This window comes from Variovorax sp. PAMC28562 (genome assembly GCF_014303735.1).
Taxonomy (GTDB): Bacteria; Pseudomonadota; Gammaproteobacteria; order Burkholderiales; family Burkholderiaceae_C; genus Variovorax.
In genome coordinates this window covers 1,260,143-1,278,668 of record NZ_CP060296.1, presented here as the reverse complement: position 1 = coordinate 1,278,668, position 18,526 = coordinate 1,260,143, and the positions used below count along the sequence as shown (strand labels likewise).

At 65.9% G+C, this 18,526-nt stretch carries 17 protein-coding genes; 3 read left to right on the top strand and 14 right to left on the bottom strand.

Going from position 1 to position 18,526, the window contains the following annotated elements; all coding sequences use genetic code 11:
* Window positions 1-16: 16 nt before the first annotated feature.
* Complete coding sequence (locus H7F36_RS06060) at window positions 17-916, top strand: LysR substrate-binding domain-containing protein (protein WP_187053832.1); 900 nt, start codon at window positions 17-19, stop codon at window positions 914-916.
* An 8-nt stretch (window positions 917-924) separates the two neighbouring features.
* Here the strand turns inward: H7F36_RS06060 and H7F36_RS06055 are convergent, their stop codons facing one another.
* Window positions 925-1,779 (bottom strand): oxidoreductase, encoded by an 855-nt coding sequence (locus tag H7F36_RS06055; protein WP_187053831.1) that lies wholly within the window; start codon window positions 1,777-1,779, stop codon window positions 925-927.
* 113 nt (window positions 1,780-1,892) lie between these two features.
* A complete protein-coding gene (locus H7F36_RS06050) occupies window positions 1,893-2,606 on the bottom strand; it encodes a YebC/PmpR family DNA-binding transcriptional regulator (protein ID WP_187053830.1) in 714 nt (237 codons plus the stop codon).
* A 162-nt stretch (window positions 2,607-2,768) separates the two neighbouring features.
* On the opposite strand from H7F36_RS06050, the gene H7F36_RS06045 reads away from it, so the two are divergent.
* Together H7F36_RS06045 and H7F36_RS06040 are read left to right on the top strand one after the other, a co-directional pair.
* On the top strand, window positions 2,769-3,479 hold the full coding sequence (locus H7F36_RS06045) for a 2OG-Fe(II) oxygenase (protein ID WP_187053829.1): 711 nt from the start codon (window positions 2,769-2,771) through the stop codon (window positions 3,477-3,479).
* A gap of 49 nt (window positions 3,480-3,528) precedes the next feature.
* A complete protein-coding gene (locus H7F36_RS06040) occupies window positions 3,529-3,915 on the top strand; it encodes a phage holin family protein (protein WP_261802513.1) in 387 nt (128 codons plus the stop codon).
* Window positions 3,916-3,931: 16 nt separating this feature from the next.
* On the opposite strand, the gene H7F36_RS06035 is transcribed toward H7F36_RS06040, so the two are convergent.
* The 12 genes from H7F36_RS06035 to boxC all read right to left on the bottom strand — a co-directional run bounded on the left by H7F36_RS06035 (window position 3,932) and on the right by boxC (window position 18,469).
* The gene (locus H7F36_RS06035; protein WP_222620461.1) at window positions 3,932-5,365 is read right to left on the bottom strand and encodes a coniferyl aldehyde dehydrogenase; all 1,434 of its coding nucleotides are present in this window, start codon (window positions 5,363-5,365) and stop codon (window positions 3,932-3,934) included.
* 62 nt (window positions 5,366-5,427) lie between these two features.
* Complete coding sequence (locus H7F36_RS06030) at window positions 5,428-6,186, bottom strand: alpha/beta hydrolase (protein WP_187053826.1); 759 nt, start codon at window positions 6,184-6,186, stop codon at window positions 5,428-5,430.
* Window positions 6,187-6,226: 40 nt separating this feature from the next.
* Complete coding sequence (locus tag H7F36_RS06025; RefSeq protein WP_187053825.1) at window positions 6,227-7,216, bottom strand: ABC transporter permease; 990 nt, start codon at window positions 7,214-7,216, stop codon at window positions 6,227-6,229.
* Complete coding sequence (locus H7F36_RS06020; protein ID WP_187053824.1) at window positions 7,213-8,130, bottom strand: ABC transporter permease; 918 nt, start codon at window positions 8,128-8,130, stop codon at window positions 7,213-7,215. The genes H7F36_RS06025 and H7F36_RS06020 overlap by 4 nt, the downstream gene beginning before the upstream one ends.
* Window positions 8,127-9,686, bottom strand: coding sequence for a sugar ABC transporter ATP-binding protein (locus H7F36_RS06015; RefSeq protein WP_222620440.1), 1,560 nt, complete (start codon window positions 9,684-9,686; stop codon window positions 8,127-8,129). Before H7F36_RS06015 ends, H7F36_RS06020 begins: the two co-directional genes overlap by 4 nt.
* Window positions 9,687-9,695: 9 nt before the next feature.
* On the bottom strand, window positions 9,696-10,772 hold the full coding sequence (locus tag H7F36_RS06010) for an ABC transporter substrate-binding protein (RefSeq protein WP_187053823.1): 1,077 nt from the start codon (window positions 10,770-10,772) through the stop codon (window positions 9,696-9,698).
* 95 nt (window positions 10,773-10,867) lie between these two features.
* Window positions 10,868-11,362, bottom strand: coding sequence for a ribonuclease HI family protein (locus tag H7F36_RS06005; protein ID WP_187053822.1), 495 nt, complete (start codon window positions 11,360-11,362; stop codon window positions 10,868-10,870).
* Between the two features lie 64 nt (window positions 11,363-11,426).
* The gene (locus tag H7F36_RS06000) at window positions 11,427-13,442 is read right to left on the bottom strand and encodes an acetoacetate--CoA ligase (protein ID WP_187053821.1); all 2,016 of its coding nucleotides are present in this window, start codon (window positions 13,440-13,442) and stop codon (window positions 11,427-11,429) included.
* Between the two features lie 97 nt (window positions 13,443-13,539).
* A complete protein-coding gene (locus tag H7F36_RS05995; protein ID WP_187053820.1) occupies window positions 13,540-13,983 on the bottom strand; it encodes a MaoC family dehydratase in 444 nt (147 codons plus the stop codon).
* Window positions 13,984-14,017: 34 nt separating this feature from the next.
* A complete protein-coding gene (gene boxA, locus H7F36_RS05990) occupies window positions 14,018-15,304 on the bottom strand; it encodes a benzoyl-CoA 2,3-epoxidase subunit BoxA (protein ID WP_187053819.1) in 1,287 nt (428 codons plus the stop codon).
* A 6-nt stretch (window positions 15,305-15,310) separates the two neighbouring features.
* A complete protein-coding gene (boxB, locus tag H7F36_RS05985; RefSeq protein WP_187053818.1) occupies window positions 15,311-16,738 on the bottom strand; it encodes a benzoyl-CoA 2,3-epoxidase subunit BoxB in 1,428 nt (475 codons plus the stop codon).
* A gap of 33 nt (window positions 16,739-16,771) precedes the next feature.
* Entirely contained in the window at window positions 16,772-18,469 is a 1,698-nt protein-coding gene (boxC, locus tag H7F36_RS05980; RefSeq protein ID WP_187053817.1) for a 2,3-epoxybenzoyl-CoA dihydrolase, read from the bottom strand.
* Window positions 18,470-18,526 lie beyond the last annotated feature (57 nt).

Sequence of the window (18,526 nt, the reverse complement as noted above, 5' to 3'; positions counted from 1 at the left end):
CCTCCGAAAGCCCTGAATGCGCCGCAAGATTCCGCCCCTTCAAACACTGGTCTGCTTCGACGCTGCGGCCCGCCACGAAAGCTACACGCGCGCCGCGCAAGAGCTGGCGTTGACGCAAAGCGCGGTCTCGCGCCAGATCGCGACGCTCGAAGCTTTCGTCGGCATCGCCCTGTTCCGCCGCACCCGGCACGGCGTGGCGCTCACCGCCAGCGGTGCTGCGTACGCACGCCAGATCACCAAGCGCCTCGAAGCCATGGAGCGCGACACGCTCGACGCCATGGCACACCAGGGCGAGGGCGGCTCCCTGGCGCTGGCCGCAGTGCCGACCTTTGCCACGCGCTGGCTGGTGCCGCGCCTGCCCGACTTCGCGCGGCTGCAGCCCGACGTGGTCGTGCACATCGAAACCCGCACACGCCCCTTTCTGTTCGCCGACGCCGAGTTCGACGCCGCGCTGTATGCCGGCACGCCTGCGCAGGTCGCCAACTGGGCCGGCACGCGCGCGCTGCTTTTGATGCGAGAAGACGTGGTGCCGGTATGCAGCCCACGCCTTTTACCGCGCGGCAAGGCCGTCACGCCGGCAGCCATCGCGAAGCTGCCGTTGCTTCAAATGAGCACGCGACCGGATGGCTGGCGGCAATGGTGCGACGCGCAGCAAGTCGACGCGCCCAACGCACGCAGCGGCCCGCGCTACGAGCTGTTCTCGATCCTTGCCGGCGCAGCGACGCATGGCTTGGGCGTCGCGCTGATGCCGACGATGCTGGTCGAAGACGAGCTGCGTCGCGGCGACCTGGTCGTAGCGTGTGCCAAGCCGTTGTCCGGCGAGCGCAACTACTACCTGGTGATGCCCGATCGCGGCGACGAGCGGGCGCTGTTGAAGTCGTTCGGGGAGTGGCTGGTGGGCCAGGCGCGCGCGTAACGCTGCAATCACGTGGCCGGAAAGTCGGTGCCCACGCTGGTTTCTTTCCACTGCTCGATCTCTGCCAGGCTCTTCTTCAACGTCTTGGTCACGTTCTCGAAACCGATGGCGCCGAGCACCAGATGCCGCGGCGGATTGTCGATCTCGGTGATGTGGATCATCGCGGCCGCGGCGCGTGCCGGGTCACCAGGCTGCGTGCCAGTTTTGGTCGCGGTCGTGTTCATCCGTGCGCCGGCCGTTTCGGCGTAGTCGGCGATGCGGTTGGGCGTCTGCTTCAGCGAGCGACCGGCCCAGTCGGTACGAAACGGACCTGGTGCCACGCAGGTCACCTTGATGCCCAGCGGCTCGCCTTCGAACGCGAGCGCATCCGAGAAACCTTCGACCGCGTGCTTGCTCGCCGCGTAGTAGCCGGAGCCCGGAAAGCCGAGGAAGCCTGCCACCGAGGTGACATTGAGCACATGGCCCTTGCGCCGTGCGCGCATGCCGGGCAACACCGCGCGCGTCATCGCGAAGAGACCGAACACGTTGGCATCGAACTGCGCGCGGATCTCGGCCTCGTCGCCTTCTTCCACCGACGATTGATAGCCATAGCCCGCGTTGTTGACGAGCACGTCGATGCGGCCGAACTTCGACTCGGCGGCCGCGACAGCCGACGCGATCTGCGCCGCATCGGTCACATCGAGATCGAGTGCCAGTGCGCGATCGCCAGCGCCTTCGATCAAGGGAGCCAGCCTTGCCTTGTCGCGCGCCGTGACCACTGCACGTCCGCCGCGCGCGAGCACGAGTGTGGCGAGTTCATGGCCGAAGCCGGTGGAGCAGCCGGTGATGAACCAGACGGGGGAATTGTCGGAAAGGGATGCCATGCAATGTCCTTTAGGTTCGGGTTACGTTGCGCGGTATGCGTGCACTGGAGAAGATGCTGACGCCCGTTGTGCCGCATGGCAATCGGACAGCGCGCCGTTCCTGCTTTGCAGGTCTAGCCCGCCAATCCCGCGAACACGTTCTGCACGTCGTCGTTGGCATCGATCGCCGCCAGAAACGCTTCGACCTCTTCCAGATGTTCGGCGCTCAGCGTGGCCGGATCGACCGGGTTCTTCGCCTTGTAGCCGAGCTTGGCCGACAGCACCGAAAAGCCTTGCGCCGGCAACGCGCGGCTCACCAGATCGAGGTCGGCGGGGTCGGTCAAAAACATCGTCGTGCCGTCTTCCGCGCCCGGCTCCATGTCTTGCGCGCCGGCTTCGATGGCAGCCACTTCCGGGTCTGCATCCTTGGTCGAAGGCTCGGCCTCGATCATGCCGACGTGGTCAAAATCCCACGCCACCGAGCCCGACGATCCGAGCTGGCCCTTGCGAAACAGCACCCGCATTTCGGATGCAGTGCGGTTCACGTTATCGGTCAGGCACTCGACCATCAACGGCACGAGATGCGGCGTAAAGCCTTCGTAGATCACATGATCGAAGTGCACCGCCTCGCCGGTCAGGCCGGCGCCCTTCTTGATGGCGCGGTCGAGCGTTTCCTTGGGCATCGACACCTTGCGCGCCTGCTCGACCACCAGCCGCAGCCGGGCGTTCGAGGCCGGGTCGGCGCCGCCGCGCGCCGCGATCATGATGTCCTTCGCCAATTTGCCGAAGACCCGACCTCGGGCGTTGGCCGCCAGGTCCTTGTGTTTTGCTTTCCACTGCGCGCCCATGCTGTCTCCTTGTTGCTGCCGGCCCCGATTATTCTGCAAACACGGGTCCGGAAACGGCGTGCACCTTGCAGCAAGCAGCAGCAGACTGCGCGATCGACCAAAGCCACCCCGCCCTTTCCGCTTTCCCTGTGGCACACGCTGCTGCTTTTTCTGCCCCGACCCATGACTCAAACCCCCACGGACCGCCTGGACCGGCTCGACTGGCCACGCCTGTTCGACGATCTCGCCGCACGCGGCTGCGCCGCCACCGGCCCCTTGCTCACCGCCGCCGAATGCCATGCGCTCACCGCCCTGTACGACCGCCCCGCGCTGTTTCGCAGCCGCGTCGTCATGCAGCGCTACGGCTTCGGCCAGGGTGAGTACCAGTACTTCGACAACCCGCTGCCGGAGGCCATCGTCGGGTTGCGCAGCGCGATGTACACGCGCCTCGCGCCGCTCGCCAACGCATGGGCGAGCGCGATGAAGCTGCCGGCCGACTACCCGCTCGACCACGCCAGCTACCTCGCACGGTGTCATGGCGCCGGTCAACTCCGCCCGACACCGCTGCTGCTGCGCTACGACGCCGGCGACTACAACTGCCTGCACCAGGATCTGTACGGCGACCTGCAATTCCCGCTGCAGCTCACCGTGCTGCTGAGTGCGCCGCAAAATTTCAGCGGCGGCGAGTTCGTCCTGACCGAGCAACGACCGCGCATGCAGTCACGGGCCGAGGTCGTGCCGCTGGCGCAGGGGGAAGCGGTGATCTTCGCGGTCAACCAACGGCCGGTGACGGGGACGCGTGGCGTCTATCGCGTAGCGATGCGGCACGGCGTCAGCCGCGTGCGATCGGGTCGGCGCGAGACGATGGGGCTGATCTTTCACGACGCGCGCTGAACGGTGGTGCACCGGCTGATCGCCCTATGATCGATCGATGCAAAACCTGATGCCTTTTCTCGTTCAGTGGGCCATCACGGCACTGTCGCTGTGGGTCGCCAGCCTGATCTTCCGAGGCCTGAAGTTCGAAAGCACTTCGGCGCTCGTCGTCTCCGCCCTGCTGCTCGGCCTGGCCAACGCGCTGGTCAAGCCATTGCTCATCGTGCTGACCTTGCCGCTCACGCTGCTCACCTTCGGGCTCTTTCTGCTCGTGATCAACGCGCTGATGGTGTTGCTGGTGTCGGCGCTGGTGCGCGGCTTCAAGGTGTCGGGCTTCTGGACCGCCTTTTTCGCCAGCATCTTCGTCTCGATCCTGGGCATCGCGGTCGGCTCGCTGGTCGACAGCGGCACGCCGGAGACGACGATCCAGATGCCGAGCGGCGGCAACTGGCTATAGGCCGAGCGCTTGCTTATCAGGTGATGATCTTGAGCAGCCGCGTCATCCGCTCGAATGTCTTTCCGTACGGCGGAAACAGCAGGCGCGTACCCGACAGCGGCGACTGAAAGAACACCGGCTTGTTCATGCTGAAGGTGCGAAAGCCGTACTCCCCGTGGTACGCCCCCATGCCGCTCGCGCCCACGCCGCCGAAGGGCAGGTCTTCCTGCCCGAAGTGCCACATGCAATCGTTGACCGTGACGCCGCCCGAGATGGTGCGGGCCAGCACCTTGTCGCGGTCGGCCTTGTCGGCGCCGAACCAGTACAGCGCCAGCGGGCGCTCGTGCCGGTTGACGTAGCCGATGGCGTCGTCGAGTGCGTCGTAGGCCAGCACCGGCAACAGCGGGCCGAAGATTTCTTCCTGCATCACCCGCATGTCGTCGGTCGCGTCGAGGATGAGCATCGGCGGGAAGGTGCGCGTGTCGGCCTGCGCGGCCAGGCCTTCGGGATGCAGCGGTATGACACGCGCGCCGCGCACACGCGCATCGTCGACCAGCGCCTGCAGCCGCGCGAAATGGCGCTCGCTAACGATGCCGGTGTAGTCGGCATTGCCCGCGATGGTCGGGTATTGCCGCGACACCGCAAGGCGCATCGCCTCCGCGAACGCGTCGATGGCCTGGCGATGCACGGCCACGTAATCGGGCGCGATGCAGGTCTGGCCGGCGTTGAACAATTTGCCCATGACCAGCCGCGCGGCGGCGTGCTTCATATTCACGTCGGGGCTCAACAACGCAGGGGATTTGCCCCCGAGTTCCAGCGTGACCGGTGTGAGGTTGACCGCAGCCGCGAGCGCGACGCGGCGGCCCACCGCGGTAGAGCCGGTGAAGAGCAGATGGTCGAACGGCAACGCGACGAACGCCGTGCCGATGTCGGCGTCGCCGGTGACGATGGTCAACTCGTCGGGCGCGAAAGTCTCGGCGACAGCCTGCCGCATCAGCTCCGATGTTCGCGGCGTCAGTTCCGACGGCTTGATCATCACCCGATTGCCGGCGGCGAGTGCGGCAATCGCCGGGCCCATCGCCAGCTGGTACGGGTAGTTCCACGGGCTCACTACGCCGACCACGCCGAGCGGTTGCGCAACGATGCGGTTCGAGCCCGGCCAAAAGGCCAACGCCGTCGGCGCGCGGCGGGCTTTCATCCACGCCTTGAGATGGCGGCGCGCATGCTTGATGGCAGACAGCACCATGATCACGTCGGCCAGGCGCGTGACCTGCACGGGGCGATGGCCGAAGTCGGCAGAGGCGGCGCTTTCGAGGGCCGACGCGATGCGCTCGGTCATGGCGAAGAGGCGGTCGAGCCGGTCGAGCCGCACCGCATGCGACGGCGCCATGTCGGCGGCGAAGGCGGCGCGCTGCACGTCGAAGACGCGGCGCATGGCGTTTTTGGAGCTGGCCGCTTCGATCGACGCCATCGGGTTTAAACCTGCATTCATATCTTGCTCACGAACCCGCGCTGCAAGCCGCACCGGCCCGGTCAGACGCCCGCGATCGAGCGGATGAAGGCAATGGTCTGGCGCGCGATCAGGTCCTTGTCGTTGTCGATCGTGGCGACATGATACGAATCGTCGAGCCACAGCAGTTCGACGCGACCCGAACCCACGAGTCCGACGATGCGCGGGCCGTTGGACGGATTGACGACATGGTCCTCGCGCGACTGGATCACCAGCGTCGGGCACTTGATGAGTGGAAGCAGGTCTTGCGTCACCGCCGCCAGCGCATAGACTTGACTGAATGCCGACACCGGCACCTCCTTGTATGCGAGCTCGGTGACGTTCGGGTCTTTCACATCAGAGCCGATGCCCGGGAGCGTCTCGGGCATCGAGCGGTCGAACGCCACGCCGGCCATCTCGGCTTTTCCAATGTGCACGACAGCGTTGATCGGGATCGCGCCCTGGATGACATCGGCGTGCTTCGCCGCGGTGTAGAGCGTCAGCGTGCCGCCCATAGAAAGACCGGCCATGAAGATTTTCGAGCACGTCTTGCGCAACTCGACCAGTGCCTCGTCGACCGAATCGATCCAGTCACCGGCGGTCGTTTTGGCCATCGCCTGCGGCGATATGCCGTGGCCTTTGAGGCGCGGGCCGATGACGGTGTAGCCGGCGCCGTGCAACTGCTCACCGAGGTAACGCATGCTCTGCGTGGTGCCGGTGAAGCCATGGCACAGCAACACCCCGATGTCGTTGCCCTTGAAGAAGAAGGGTTCGGCGCCGGAAAGGATGGGTTCGTCTGTCATGGGATTTCCTTGTCTCAAGAAAAAGCGGGTCGTGGCCCGGTCAACGTTTTCCGATGCTGTAGATCAACGCAGCGCCGGCGATGATGGCGCCCTGCAGCATCAGTCGACCCGGCTCGCCGAGGCCGAGGCTGGTCAGAAAGTTGAACAGGAAGGTGAGCATGAAAGCGGCCACCGCCGGCCCCGCCATGCCGCCCTTGCCGTTGCCGAAGTTGACGCCACCGAGAATCGCTGCGGCGAGTGAATTCAGCGCCAGTTCCTGCCCGAGCGTGACGCTCCCGACACCGACGAAGCCCACCAGGATGAAGCCGCACAACACCGAGATCAGGGCCGAGGCGACATGCCCGACGAAGATCACGCGCAAGTACGGAATGCCGGACAGCGCGGCGGCCTGCGGGTTCGCGCCGACCGCGTCCAGGTAGCGCCCGAACACGGTCACCTTGAGCAGCAGAGCGGCAGGAATCAGCATGGCCAGCCAGACCAGCACCGGCACGGGTATGCCGCTCAATCGCAACCGCGCGAGCTCCCTCAGGAACTCTGGCGCATCACCCGGCGCACGGAACTGCGACAGCGCGATCACGACGCCGAGCAGGATCATCGCGGCGGAGAGCGTCACGATCATCGACGACGCCCGGGCGCGCACGATCAGGAGCCCGTTGATCGTCCCGACCACCAACCCGAGCACCACGCACATCGCCATCGCGACGGCATCGGGCACCCGGAACAGGCCGCTCGTCAGGATGTACGACACGGCGACGATCACGCCGCCGGAACTCAGGTCGATCGATCGCGCCCGCATGACGAGCGACTGCCCGATCACCGCGAGGCCGAGCGGCGCTGCTTGGCGGACGATCAACGGAAGCAGCGTGAGCGACAGCAACTGGGGCCGCATGAAGGCGGCCAGCAACAGCAGGATCACGGTTCCGGGATAGGCCGGCGGCACGGCGACGATCGCCGCAGCGATCGCGCGCCAGCGCGACGCAGCACGGCCCACTGCGACCACGCCCGGAACCGACGGCGCTTGCGTGCTCACAAGCCCACCGCCGCGCGACGCTGCGAACACACGGCCGCCAGCAACAGAACGCCGGTGATCGCGCCGCGCAGGAAAGGCGAGATGCCGAAGAGGTTGATGCCGTTGGTGATCAAGCCGAGGCTGAGGGCTCCGGTGACGACCCCGATGATGCTGCCGACACCGCCCGTGAGCTGAACGCCGCCAAGGGCGATGGCGGTCACCGACTCCAGACTGAACGACGCGCCCATGCTCGGGTCGCCCGACGCGACGCGGGCTGCCAGGTAAACCCCTGCGACCACCGCCAGCAGACTGCAGATGACGTAAGCCGCGACCACGACGCCCTGGGTGCGCACCCCGTTGAGGCTGGCGCTGCGGGCGTTGGCGCCGACCGCGAAGATGTGCAGCCCCAGACGCGAGCGGTGCAGCAGCCATGCCACCAGCGCGGCGAACAGCACACACCAGAACAGCGCCAGCGGAACACCCCACAGGCTGCCATTGGCCAGCAGGCCCAGACCGGGCGCCACCTGGCCGCCCGGGATCGGAAGGATCAGGTAGGCCAGGCCCTGCAGAAACGTCATCGAGCTGAGCGTCATCACCAGCGGATGGATGTTGGCGAACGCCACGCCAAGGCCATTGACGAGGCCCACGACAACGCCCAACGCCAGTGCCAGCGCGATGCCCACGACCGGGTCGGCATGGGTCGCCACGATGCAGCTCGCGAGGCTCATCACCGAGCCTACCGACAGGTCGATTCCGGCGATGAGCGCGACCACCAGCTGACCCAGCGTGACGATCAGCAGCGCGGTGATCTGCGCACTGATGTTGGCCAGGTTGCGTGTCTCCGAAAAATTAGGCACCGCCGCCGCGAGCACGATGAACAGCAGGATCGGCAGGCCGATCGTGTAGCGGCTGAGGCCGGAGCGCGTCTTGCTCATGCGGCCGTCTCGCACGCACCGGAAAGCGCGAGCGCCAGCAGCGATTCTTCGGTGGCCGCCTCGGCCTGGACGTCACCGACGATCTCGCCGCCGCGCACCATGAGGATCCGGTCGCACAGGCCGATGAGTTCCAGCAAATCGCTCGATACCGCGAGCACCGCGCCGCCCTGTTGGACGAACTCGCGCAGCAGGGTGTAGATCTCGGCCTTGGCGCCCACGTCGACGCCGCGGGTCGGCTGCTCGACCAGCAAGGTATCGACGCCGGCCGCGAGCCAGCGACCGAGCATCACCTTCTGCTGGTTGCCCCCCGACAGCGCGCCCACCTCTTGCGCCAAGTCGCGTGCCCGCAGCTGCATGCGCTCGGCGATGCGCGTCACGACCGAGCGATCGCGCGGCGCCTTGCGCAGCAGCCCCATGCCGCGCAGCCCGCCCAGCCAGACGTTGTCGATGATCGGCAGCTCCAGATACAGGCCCTCCAGTTTTCGGTCCTCCGGAATCAGGCCGAGGCCGTTTTCCACGACCCGCACGACACCCTCGCGCGGGTCGAAACGCGCGGGCTGTTCGCCCGCGCGGCTTCTCCATACGTCGCTGTGCGCGGGGCGCATCACGCCGGCCAACGACCGCACGATCTCGCGTTGGCCCTGACCCTCCAGACCGCCGAGACCGACGATCTCGCCATGCCGCAGTTGGAAGCGCGCCGCCGGTCCACTGGCGTGCGGCGTAAGCGAACGGACGTCGAGCGCGAGAGCTCCGGAATCGCTGCCGTCGCGCGGCGGGAACAAGGCCTGCAGCGGACGCCCGACCATCAAGGTGACGAGCCGCTCGGGCGTCAGCGCCGTGGTGGGTTCGGTGGCGACGAGTTGCCCGTCCTTCAGCACCGTCACCGTGTCGCACAGCCTGAAAATTTCGTCGAGCCGATGGCTGATATAGAAGACCAGCTTGCCCTGCGCCTTCAGGCTCGCCAGCAGAGCTTCGAGCTTGTCGACCTCCGCGCGATTCAGCGCGGCCGTGGGCTCGTCGAATATGAAGACCTTGGCGTCGGTCGACACGCCTTTGGCGACCTCGACCAACTGCTGCTCGCCGACGGTCAGGCTGCCACAGAGGCGATCCGGATCGAGCTCGATGCCGATGCGGCGCAAGACGTCGCGCGCTTCACGCAGCATGCGGGAGCGGTCGAGCATGCCGAAATACGTCGGCTCCCGCCCCAGCATCAGGTTCTCGCCGACCGTCAGGTTGGGCAATACGGTCAGCTCCTGGAACACGGTCGAGATGCCGGCGTGGCGCGCAGCGGTCGGGCTGTTCAACCGCAGCGACTGGCCGTCGACCAAGAGCTCCCCTGCATCCGGCCGGTGCACGCCAGCCAGCAGTTTCATGAGGGTCGACTTGCCGGCACCGTTCTCGCCGGTGATGGCATGAATGGAAGCCGAGCGACCCACCAGGCTGACATCGCGCAGCGCCGCGGTGGATCCGAACGCTTTCGAGACGCCGCGCACCACGATCAGGTCGCGCACCGCCCCGTCGCCGGTCCTCGGCGGCTGTGCCGTGTTCGTGGACATGACGCTGACTCAGCGGTGGAACATTTCCTTGAGCTTGGCTTCGGGCAAGGTCGAAGGCAGCCAGTAGGCGTCGTTCAGGTCGGGCCGGTAGAACTTGTCGAGATCGCCCTGTTGCACGGCAGCGGGCGCCGAAAAGTACGACTTGTAGAGCGGCTTGCCTTCGAGCAAAGCGACGGACGCACGCACCACCGCGGCGCCGAGTCCGGGCGTGAACAACGGAGCGACGCTCTTCACGCCGGTCTGCTTCCAGGCCCGCAGAAAACCGTTGTTGCCTTCGCCGGTCATCGGCACCAGCGCCTTGCCGCTTTCCTTGAACACGTCCAGGCACGCCCGGGTCATCTCGGCACCGGAGAACCAGATGCCGTCGACCGCGTTGCCCGACAACACCAGGTTCTCGCAGAGCTGCTTGCCCTTGGCGTAGCCCCAGTCGCCGAACACCTCGTTGGTTATCTTGATGTCGGAGCCGACCAGCGACTTGCGAAAGCCGTCATAGCGGAGCGTCTCTTCATCGACACCGGCAACGCCGCGAAAGGCCCAGACGCTGCCCTTGCCATTGAGTTCCTTGCGCAGAAATTCGCCGCCCTGGCGGCCGAACACCTCGCCCCCCGCGCCGATCTCGGTGGTCGACTGCATCGCCTTGCCGAAGGCACCGAAGACGACGACCGGAATGCCCTGCTTGACGGCCTTCGCGGACAACGGCGCGCCAATGGCGGCCGAGATCGGCCCGATGATGATCGCATCGACTTTCTTGGTCAGCAGGTCTTCCACGTCGGCGACCTGCTTGGCGGCTTGCCAGTTGGCCTCCACGAAGATGAACTCGCCGATCTCCTTGTGGAGCGACGCTTCGTATTTCATCTCCTGGATCATCTGGACGATCCATGTGTTGCCCACACCGCCGAACGACACGCCGATGCGCCACGGCGGCGCCTTCTTGAACTGGTCGGGCTTGGTTTGCTCTGTCGTGGTCGGCGCCATCAGCCCGTTCGGCAGGATCTCGACATCGGCGGCCAGCGCCGCACCTGACATGGCAACGGTGGCGGCCGCTGCAGCCACCCAACGCATGGTTCTACTGATGGTTCGGGACATGGGAGTTTTCCTTGGACAGAGCACTGAGTGAACAAAGCGAACAGTTCGCTTGTGTTCCTATCGATTCATTTTTACGCGCTGCCGTGCGAAAGTAGTCAGTGCTTTCCCTGAACCGAGTTCGCTTTGTTGCGAATCAGATCAGCTCCCCGTTTGCCGAAGCGCGCCACGCGCTTGGGCTCCAGCCCCAAGGCTGAACGCGCGAGTGCATCGGCCTGCGCGTTGCGATGGCGCGGGATCCATTCGACGCTTACGTGGTCGAACGAATCGAGCAAGGTGCGCGCGTCGTCGAACAAGTGCGCGAGGCGCGCGATCGGCTTCACCGCCCCTGCGGTCTTCGCACCGAGCTGCTCGACGAGCACGCTGTTGTCGCTGTAGGCACGCACGTCCGTCGCACCCAGCGCCTTCGCTGCTTCGAGGCCGTGCGTCAGCGCCTTCAGTTCCGCCTCGTTGTTGCAGCCGATGGCGTGCGTTGCCACCGACAGTTCGTGGCGCGTGCCATCAGGTCCGGTGAGGACCGCGCCGAGACCTATGCGCCCGGGATTGGGCATGGCGCTGCCGTCGCAGTAGAGAGTCCAGTGGCTTTCGTTCAAGGGCAAAGCCGCACCGAGCCAGCGTCTTCGCTCATCGCGACGCTGACCGGTTTCCTTTGGGCAATCAGGCGGCCACCGCGCGCAGCCGCTGAATGCGCTCGTCCGCCGCCAGCGCCAGGTACCAATTCAGGCTGCCCGGGTTGGCCATCGCTTCCTTGTTGACCACCTTCTCGATCGGCTGGCCGAGCAGCAGCTTCTTGATCGGCAGTTCCTGCTTCTTGCCCGACAGCGTGCGCGGAATCTCCGGTACTTCGAAGATGTCGTTGGGCAGAAAACGCGGCGACAACTGCGTCTTGATCGCGTTGTTGAGCTTGGCGCGCATCGCATCGTCGAGCGCGATGCCAGGGCGCAGCACGACGAACAACGGCATGTAGCTGTCGCGCCCCAGGTACTCGAGATCGACGACCATCGAATCGAGCACTTCCGGCAGGCCTTCGACCGCGCTGTAGATCTCGCTGGTGCCCATGCGGAGGCCCTGGCGGTTGATGGTCGCGTCGCTGCGCCCGTAGATGATGCAGCCGCCGTCGAGGCCGATCCTGAGCCAGTCGCCATGTCGCCACACGCCGGGATAGGTGTCGAAGTAGCTCGACAGGTAGCGCGCGTTGTCGGTGTCGCCCCACAGGTAGAGCGGCATCGAGGGAATCGGTTGCACGCAGACCAGCTCGCCGACCTCGCCGATGACCGGGAGCCCTTGCTCGTTCCAGGCTTCGACCGCATGGCCGATCTGGCGGCATTGCATCTGGCCGGGCACTTCGGGCAATTCGCGGTGGCTGCCGACGAAGGCGCCGCAAAAATCCGTGCCGCCCGAAATGTTGCACCACCACACGTGGTCCGCACCGGCCGCCTTCAGCTGCGAGGTGCCCCAGCGCTGCACGTCTTCGGCCAATGGCGAGCCGGTGCTGCCGAGCGCCCGCACACGTGACAGGTCGCCGCTGTCCTTGAGTTCGATGCCGGACTTCATGCAGTTGGCGTAGTAGGCGGCGCCCGCGCCGAAGAACGTGACCTTGTGCCGCACCACGAAGCGCCACAACACGCTCCAGTCGGGCTTGTCCTTGCTGCCGGCCGGATGACCGTCGTAGATGCAGATGGTCGCGCCGAAGGCGAGCCCCGACAGCTGCGCGTTCCACATGACCCAGCCGGTCGAGCTGTACCAGTGGTAGCGCTCACCCAGGTTGTTGGCGCTGTAGCTGGCGCCGACATCGTTGTGCAGGCCGCACGCGTACATCGTGAGGATGATGCCGCCGTGGCCGTGCACGATCGGCTTGGGCAGGCCGGTGGTGCCGCTCGAATACAGGATCCAGATGGGGTGATCGAAGGGCAGCCACTCGGGCTCGAAGGCGTGGACCTCGGCATCGTCGCGCGCCGTGGCCGTGGCCCAGTCGCTTTCTGCCGCGACCGCCTCGGCCGCGAACGGTGTGCGCAAGACCAGCAGGCTCTGCACGCTCGGCAGCGCATCGCGCAACTCGCGCACCACCATGCTGCGGTCGATCGGCTTGCCTCCGTAGTGCACGCCATCGGCCGCGATCAGCACCTTGGGTTCGATCTGTCGAAAGCGGTCGACCACCGCGGCGGTGCCCATGTCGGGCGCACACACGCTCCACACGGCCCCGAGGCTCGAACACGCGAGGAAGGCCACCATCGTTTCGGGCACGTTCGGCAGGTAGGCGGCGACCCGATCGCCGCGCTGCACTCCCATGCCACGCAACGTGAGCGCGACCGAAGCGACCTGGCGCTGGAGCTCGGGCCACGACATCTCGCGCACTTCGCCGAGCTCGTTGTCCGTGACCATCGCGGGCATGCCGGCCGCATGCGCCGCCTTGACGTGGCGCAGCACTTCGCGCGCGTAGTTGACCTTGGCGCCGGGGAACCAGACAGCACCCGGCATCCGGCGCTCGGCCAGCACGGCGGTGTGTGGCGTCGGCGACTGCATGCGGCTGAAGTCCCAGATGCTTTGCCAGAAAGCATCGAGGTCGGTGACCGACCAGCGCCACAGCGCATCGTACGAATCGAAGGCGATGCCGCGCGTGTCGCGCAGCCAGTTTTGATAGAGACGGATCTGGGGAACGAAAGGGGCAGTCATGGGGCCTGAGCGTATCGGCTGAGCTGGCGCAGATCCAGCGGGAATGCCCGGTGACGGAGGCGCGAGGTCGCCTGTGCGACGACGCGCTTCATCGACCTCACAGCATCGGGTTCAGCCGAAACAGGCTGGTCGCTTCGAGGTCCAGCACCTCGAGTCCGCGCTGGTTGAAGAGCTGCCAGCGCCAGCGCAGGATCCCCAGCCGCGGCTTGCTCTCCGAGCGACGCACCTCGATCACGTCGACGACGAGTTTCAGCGCGTCGCCAGGACGCACCGGGTTCGGCCAGCGCACGTAGGCCAGCCCCGGCGAGGCGAAGGATTCCGAGCCGGCCAGCGCCGCGCCGACGACCAGTTGCATCGCGATGCCGCAGGTGTGCCAGCCGCTGGCGATCAGGCCACCGAACGGACCTTTGGCCGCGGCCTCGGCGTCGGTGTGAAACCACTGCGGGTCCCATGCGGTGGCGAACGACAGCACCTCGGCTTCGGTCACGTGATGTGGCCCTGCCTCGATGCGCTGGCCTGCGTGGAACTCGGCGAACTTCATGCGCCGGATTGTCGCGGATCGATCTTCGGCACGCTCAATAGGTCTCGAGGTGCAGGCGGCCTTCGCGCTTGAGACCAGCACCCACGGTTTCCCAGTCGAGCCCGGCCTCTTGCGCCACGTCGCGCAGCGCCAGCACCACACCCTCTTCCATGCTCTTCAGGCCGCACACGAAGAAGTGGCTCTGCTCGTCCTTGAGCAGCGCGACGAGGTCGGCGGCGCGCTCGCGCATCAGGTCCTGCACGTAGCGCTTGGGCTGGTTAGGCGTGCGTGAGAAGGCGAAGTTGATGTCGATGAAATCTTTCGGCAGCGACTGCAGCGGGCCGAAGTACGGCAGCTCCTGCTGCGTGCGCGCGCCGAAGAACAGCAGCAACTTGCCGCCTTCGAACTTGCCGCTCTTGCGCAGGCGCCTTCGCCATTCGGTCATGGCCCGCATCGGCGCGCTGCCGGTGCCGGTGCAGATCATCACGATGTGCGACCGGGGGTGGTTCGGCATCAGGAAGGTCGAGCCGAACGGGCCGACCACCGTGACCTTGTCGCCGACTTTCAGGTCGCAGACGTAGTTGGACGCTATGCCCTGCACGGCGTTGCCGACGTGATCTTCGGTGACGCGCTTGACCGTGAGCGACAGGTTGTTGTAGCCGGGGCGCTCGCCGTTGCGCGCGCTCGCGACTGAGTATTGGCGTGGCTGGTGGGCGCGGCCCATCGCGTCGGTGCCCGGCGGCACGATGCCGATCGACTGGCCTTCGAGCACGGGAAACGGCATCGTGCCGAAGTCCAGTACGACGTGGTGCGTCTGGCTGTCGAAGCCGGCCTCGGTGCAGTTGAAGTTGCCGACCACCGTCGCGCTGGTTGCCTTCTTCGGCGAGAACAGATTGGTGTAAGCGTGCGCGGCCGACCAGGGCGGCATCGTCGCGCCGAAAGCCGATGAATTGAAAGGCACGGTGCCGGGCTCGGCCGTCGCAGCGGATTGCGTCGCGGCCGTTGCGGGCGCTTCCACTGCTTCGGCTGCGCTCGGCGAAACGCCTTCCCCAGCGAGCTGTTCCGTCGTAAGTTCTGCTGGCAGCTCTTCCCAGGTGAGTTGCTCCTCGATCGAGTACGCACGTGCCATTGGCACGGTGCGCCAGTTGTCGATCGAGCCGGTCGGGCACGGCGAGATGCAGGCCATGCAACCGTTGCACACGTCCGCCCGCACGACGTAGTTGTTGTCGTCGTGCGTGATCGCACCAATGGGGCAGGTCGCCTCGCAGGTGTTGCAGCGGATGCAGATCTCCGGGTCGATCAAGTGCTGCTTGATGACGCCGGCTTCAACGACCATGTTCATGGCGATTCAGTTGAAGCGCACGTACTCGAAATCCACCGGCTGCCGGTTCACACCCATCACCGGTGGCGCGATCCAGCCAGCGAACTTGCCGGGGTCGACCACGCGGCCCATCAGCGATGCGACGAAGGCGAAGTCGCCGGGCGTCGGCAGCCATTCGTTTTTCTTGGCAGCCCATTCGACTTCGTTCACGACCACGCCGAGCGGCGACATCTTGATGCCGGCCAGTGCGCCGATCTGTCGGTTGAAAGCCTTGTGCGGGACCACCAGACGCGTCGGGATGCCGGCCTTTTCCAGCACCTTGTTCCAGCGGCCGACACCGGCCACCGAGTCCTTGATGAAGTCGTCGCGCAGCACCTCGTTGAGGGCATTGAGCATCGGCACGTCCTTTTCCTGCAACTGGCCGTTTTGCACCTCCAGGATCTTGTAGGTCTGGCCCTTGAGGATGTGGTCGTCACCGCGCTTGCCTTCCTCGTAGCGGCCCTTCAGGCCCGAGCTGTAGAAGATGGCGGCATTGCTCGACTGGTCGGCGCCGAACAGGTCGATGGTCACGCTGTAGTGGAAGTTGAGGTAACGCTGGATCGTGCCCAGGTCGATGGCACCCGCGGCCCGGATCAGTCCGGCGTCTTCGGTCTTGAGTTCGTTCATGACGGCAGCGGTACGCGACAGCACGCGCGACACGCCGCTCTCGCCGACGAACATGTGATGCGCCTCTTCGGTCAGCATGAACTTGGTGGTGCGTGCCAGCGGATCGAAGGCACTTTCGGCCAACGCCGACAGCTGGAACTTGCCGTCGCGGTCGGTGAAGTAGGTGAACATGAAGAACGCCAGCCAATCGGGCGTCTTCTCGTTGAAGGCGCCCAGGATGCGCGGGTTGTCCACGTCGCCGGAAGTGCGCTGCAACAGTGCCTCCGCTTCTTCGCGGCCGTCGCGCCCGAAGTGCTTGTGCAACAAATACACCATGGCCCACAGGTGGCGGCCTTCTTCGACGTTGATCTGGTAGAGGTTGCGCAGGTCGTACATCGACGGCGCGGTCAGCCCCAGGTGGCGCTGCTGCTCGACCGATGCGGGTTCGGTATCGCCCTGCGTCACGATGATGCGTTTCAGGTTGGCGCGGTGCTCGCCGGGGACGTCCTGCCAGGCCTTCTCGCCCTTGTGGTCGCCGAAGTGGATCTCGCGGTTGGCATCGCCCGGGTTCAAAAAAATACCCCAGCGGTAGTCGCGCATCTTGACGTGGCCGAACTGCGCCCAGCCCTGCGGGTCGACGCTCACGGCCGTGCGCAGGTACACATCGTGGTCGGTCGATCCGTCCGGGCCGACGTCGTCCCACCAGTTGATGAAGTTGGGTTGCCAGCCTTCGAGCGCGCGCTGCAGCGTGCGGTCTTCACCCAGGTTGACGTTGTTCGGGATCTTCTCGCTGTAGTTGACGGTGCTCATCGTTGTTCCTTGGGTTGTCTCTGTGGATGTAGTTCAGACACGGGTTGTGTCGAAGCCGGCCTTTTCGCCCGTGCCGTAGACCTTCAGCGCACCCTTGGGGCCGACGGCGTTGGGGCGCTGGAAGATCCAGTTCTGCCAGGCGGTGAGCCGGCCGAAGATGCGCGTGTTCATGTTCTCCTTGCTGGCGAAACGCAAGTTGGCTTCGAGGCCGGTCAGCGAGTCGGGCGACATGGCAGCGCGCTCTTCGATCGCGATGCGGATCTCGTCGTTCCAATCGATGTCGTCCGGTGCGGCGGTGACCAGTCCGAGCGCGAGTGCAGCGTCGGCATCGAGCGCTTGACCCGCCGCGCCGCGCACCGCTTCGAGCGGCGCAGCCTCTTCGTAGAAGCGGCGCTGCAGCCGACTCTGGTCGTTCACCATCGGATAGAAGCCGAAGTTGAATTCGTTGAGCGTGAGCTTCGGTGCCTTGGCGGCATCGTCGGGCAGCGCCAGCATGTAGCTGCGGTCGGCTGCAAAGGCGATTTCGGCCAGCGTGCCGGCAAAGCACGAGCCCGGCTCGACCAGCGCGAACAGGCTGCGCGACGACACATCGAGCCGCGCCAGCGTTCGACGCAGCGCACCGATGGTTTCGCGCACCAGCCAATGGTCTTTGTGGGCGAGCAATGTCGCGTCGCTGGCGAGCACGGCTTGCGCGTCGCCTTCGGTTTTCAGGAGCCAGGTGCCGATGTCGAGTTCGTTGGTGCGCAGATTGAGGATCGCGTCGTCGAGCTGGCGGCACATCGCCAATGGCCACCACGCAGCACCTGCCGCCTCGATGCCGGCGATGTCGGTCGGCTGGGCCGACGGCGGCGCCTTGACCGTCAGCGTCGCGGTGCGGCGCGTGCGGTCGATGACGACCGTGACATGCTCGTAGGCGATGCCGTCGGCGCTGTCGGTGCGCTCGATGCGGGTCAGCGGCACGCCCTTGCCTGCAACGCCGGAACGCAGGCTGCCCTCGCCCAACTTCGCAGCCCGCTCCTGCACCGCTGCCGCGAACTGTGCCGGCTTGGCGATGGCATCGACCAGTCGCCAGTCGACCGCGCGCTGGCCGCGCACGCCTTCGACGCTGGTGCAGAAAATGTCGGCCAGATCGTGCCGCACATGGCGCTTGTCGGTCACGCGCGTCAGGCCGCCGGTGCCGGGCAGCACGCCGAGCAGCGGCACCTCGGGCAGCGACACCGAAGACGAGCGGTCGTCGACCAGCACGATCTCGTCGCAGGCCAGCGCCAGTTCATAACCGCCACCGGCGCAGGCACCGTTGACTGCGGCCAGGAACTTGAGGCCCGAATGCTTCGACGTGTCTTCGATGCCGTTGCGCGTTTCATTGGTGAACTTGCAGAAGTTGACCTTCCAGGCGTGGCTCGACACGCCCAGCATGAAGATGTTGGCGCCCGAACAAAAGATGCGGTCCTTGGCGCTGGTGACGATGACCGACTTCACTTCCGGATGCTCGAAGCGCACGCGGTTCAGCGCATCGCTCAGTTCGATGTCGACGCCCAGGTCGTAGCTGTTGAGCTTGAGCTTGTAGCCGGGGCGGATGCCGCCGTCCTCGGCGATGTCGAGCGACAGGCGGGCCACGGCGCCTTCGACGTCCAGCTTCCAGTGGCGGTACTGGGTGGGGTCGGTCCGGTAATCGACGCGGGGCGGTTGCGGAGCCAGGTGGAGCTGCAGGGGCTGAGAAAGGTCGCTCATGGTGGGTTATCTCCTGAAGACTTTGGCAAACATGAAAGATAGTGCATGTCCGTGCGC

Bases quoted from the DNA above. Each gene is read 5' to 3' on its own strand.
- H7F36_RS06060 (WP_187053832.1), top strand. From the start codon at position 17: ATGCGCCGCAAGATTCCGCCCCTTCAAACACTGGTCTGCTTCGACGCT.
- H7F36_RS06055 (WP_187053831.1), bottom strand. From the start codon at position 1,779: ATGGCATCCCTTTCCGACAATTCCCCCGTCTGGTTCATCACCGGCTGC.
- H7F36_RS06050 (WP_187053830.1), bottom strand. From the start codon at position 2,606: ATGGGCGCGCAGTGGAAAGCAAAACACAAGGACCTGGCGGCCAACGCC.
- H7F36_RS06045 (WP_187053829.1), top strand. From the start codon at position 2,769: ATGACTCAAACCCCCACGGACCGCCTGGACCGGCTCGACTGGCCACGC.
- H7F36_RS06040 (WP_261802513.1), top strand. From the start codon at position 3,529: ATGCCTTTTCTCGTTCAGTGGGCCATCACGGCACTGTCGCTGTGGGTC.
- H7F36_RS06035 (WP_222620461.1), bottom strand. From the start codon at position 5,365: ATGGCGTCGATCGAAGCGGCCAGCTCCAAAAACGCCATGCGCCGCGTC.
- H7F36_RS06030 (WP_187053826.1), bottom strand. From the start codon at position 6,186: ATGACAGACGAACCCATCCTTTCCGGCGCCGAACCCTTCTTCTTCAAG.
- H7F36_RS06020 (WP_187053824.1), bottom strand. From the start codon at position 8,130: ATGAGCAAGACGCGCTCCGGCCTCAGCCGCTACACGATCGGCCTGCCG.
- H7F36_RS06015 (WP_222620440.1), bottom strand. From the start codon at position 9,686: ATGTCCACGAACACGGCACAGCCGCCGAGGACCGGCGACGGGGCGGTG.
- H7F36_RS06010 (WP_187053823.1), bottom strand. From the start codon at position 10,772: ATGTCCCGAACCATCAGTAGAACCATGCGTTGGGTGGCTGCAGCGGCC.
- H7F36_RS06000 (WP_187053821.1), bottom strand. From the start codon at position 13,442: ATGACTGCCCCTTTCGTTCCCCAGATCCGTCTCTATCAAAACTGGCTG.
- H7F36_RS05995 (WP_187053820.1), bottom strand. From the start codon at position 13,983: ATGAAGTTCGCCGAGTTCCACGCAGGCCAGCGCATCGAGGCAGGGCCA.
- boxA (WP_187053819.1), bottom strand. From the start codon at position 15,304: ATGAACATGGTCGTTGAAGCCGGCGTCATCAAGCAGCACTTGATCGAC.
- boxB (WP_187053818.1), bottom strand. From the start codon at position 16,738: ATGAGCACCGTCAACTACAGCGAGAAGATCCCGAACAACGTCAACCTG.
- boxC (WP_187053817.1), bottom strand. From the start codon at position 18,469: ATGAGCGACCTTTCTCAGCCCCTGCAGCTCCACCTGGCTCCGCAACCG.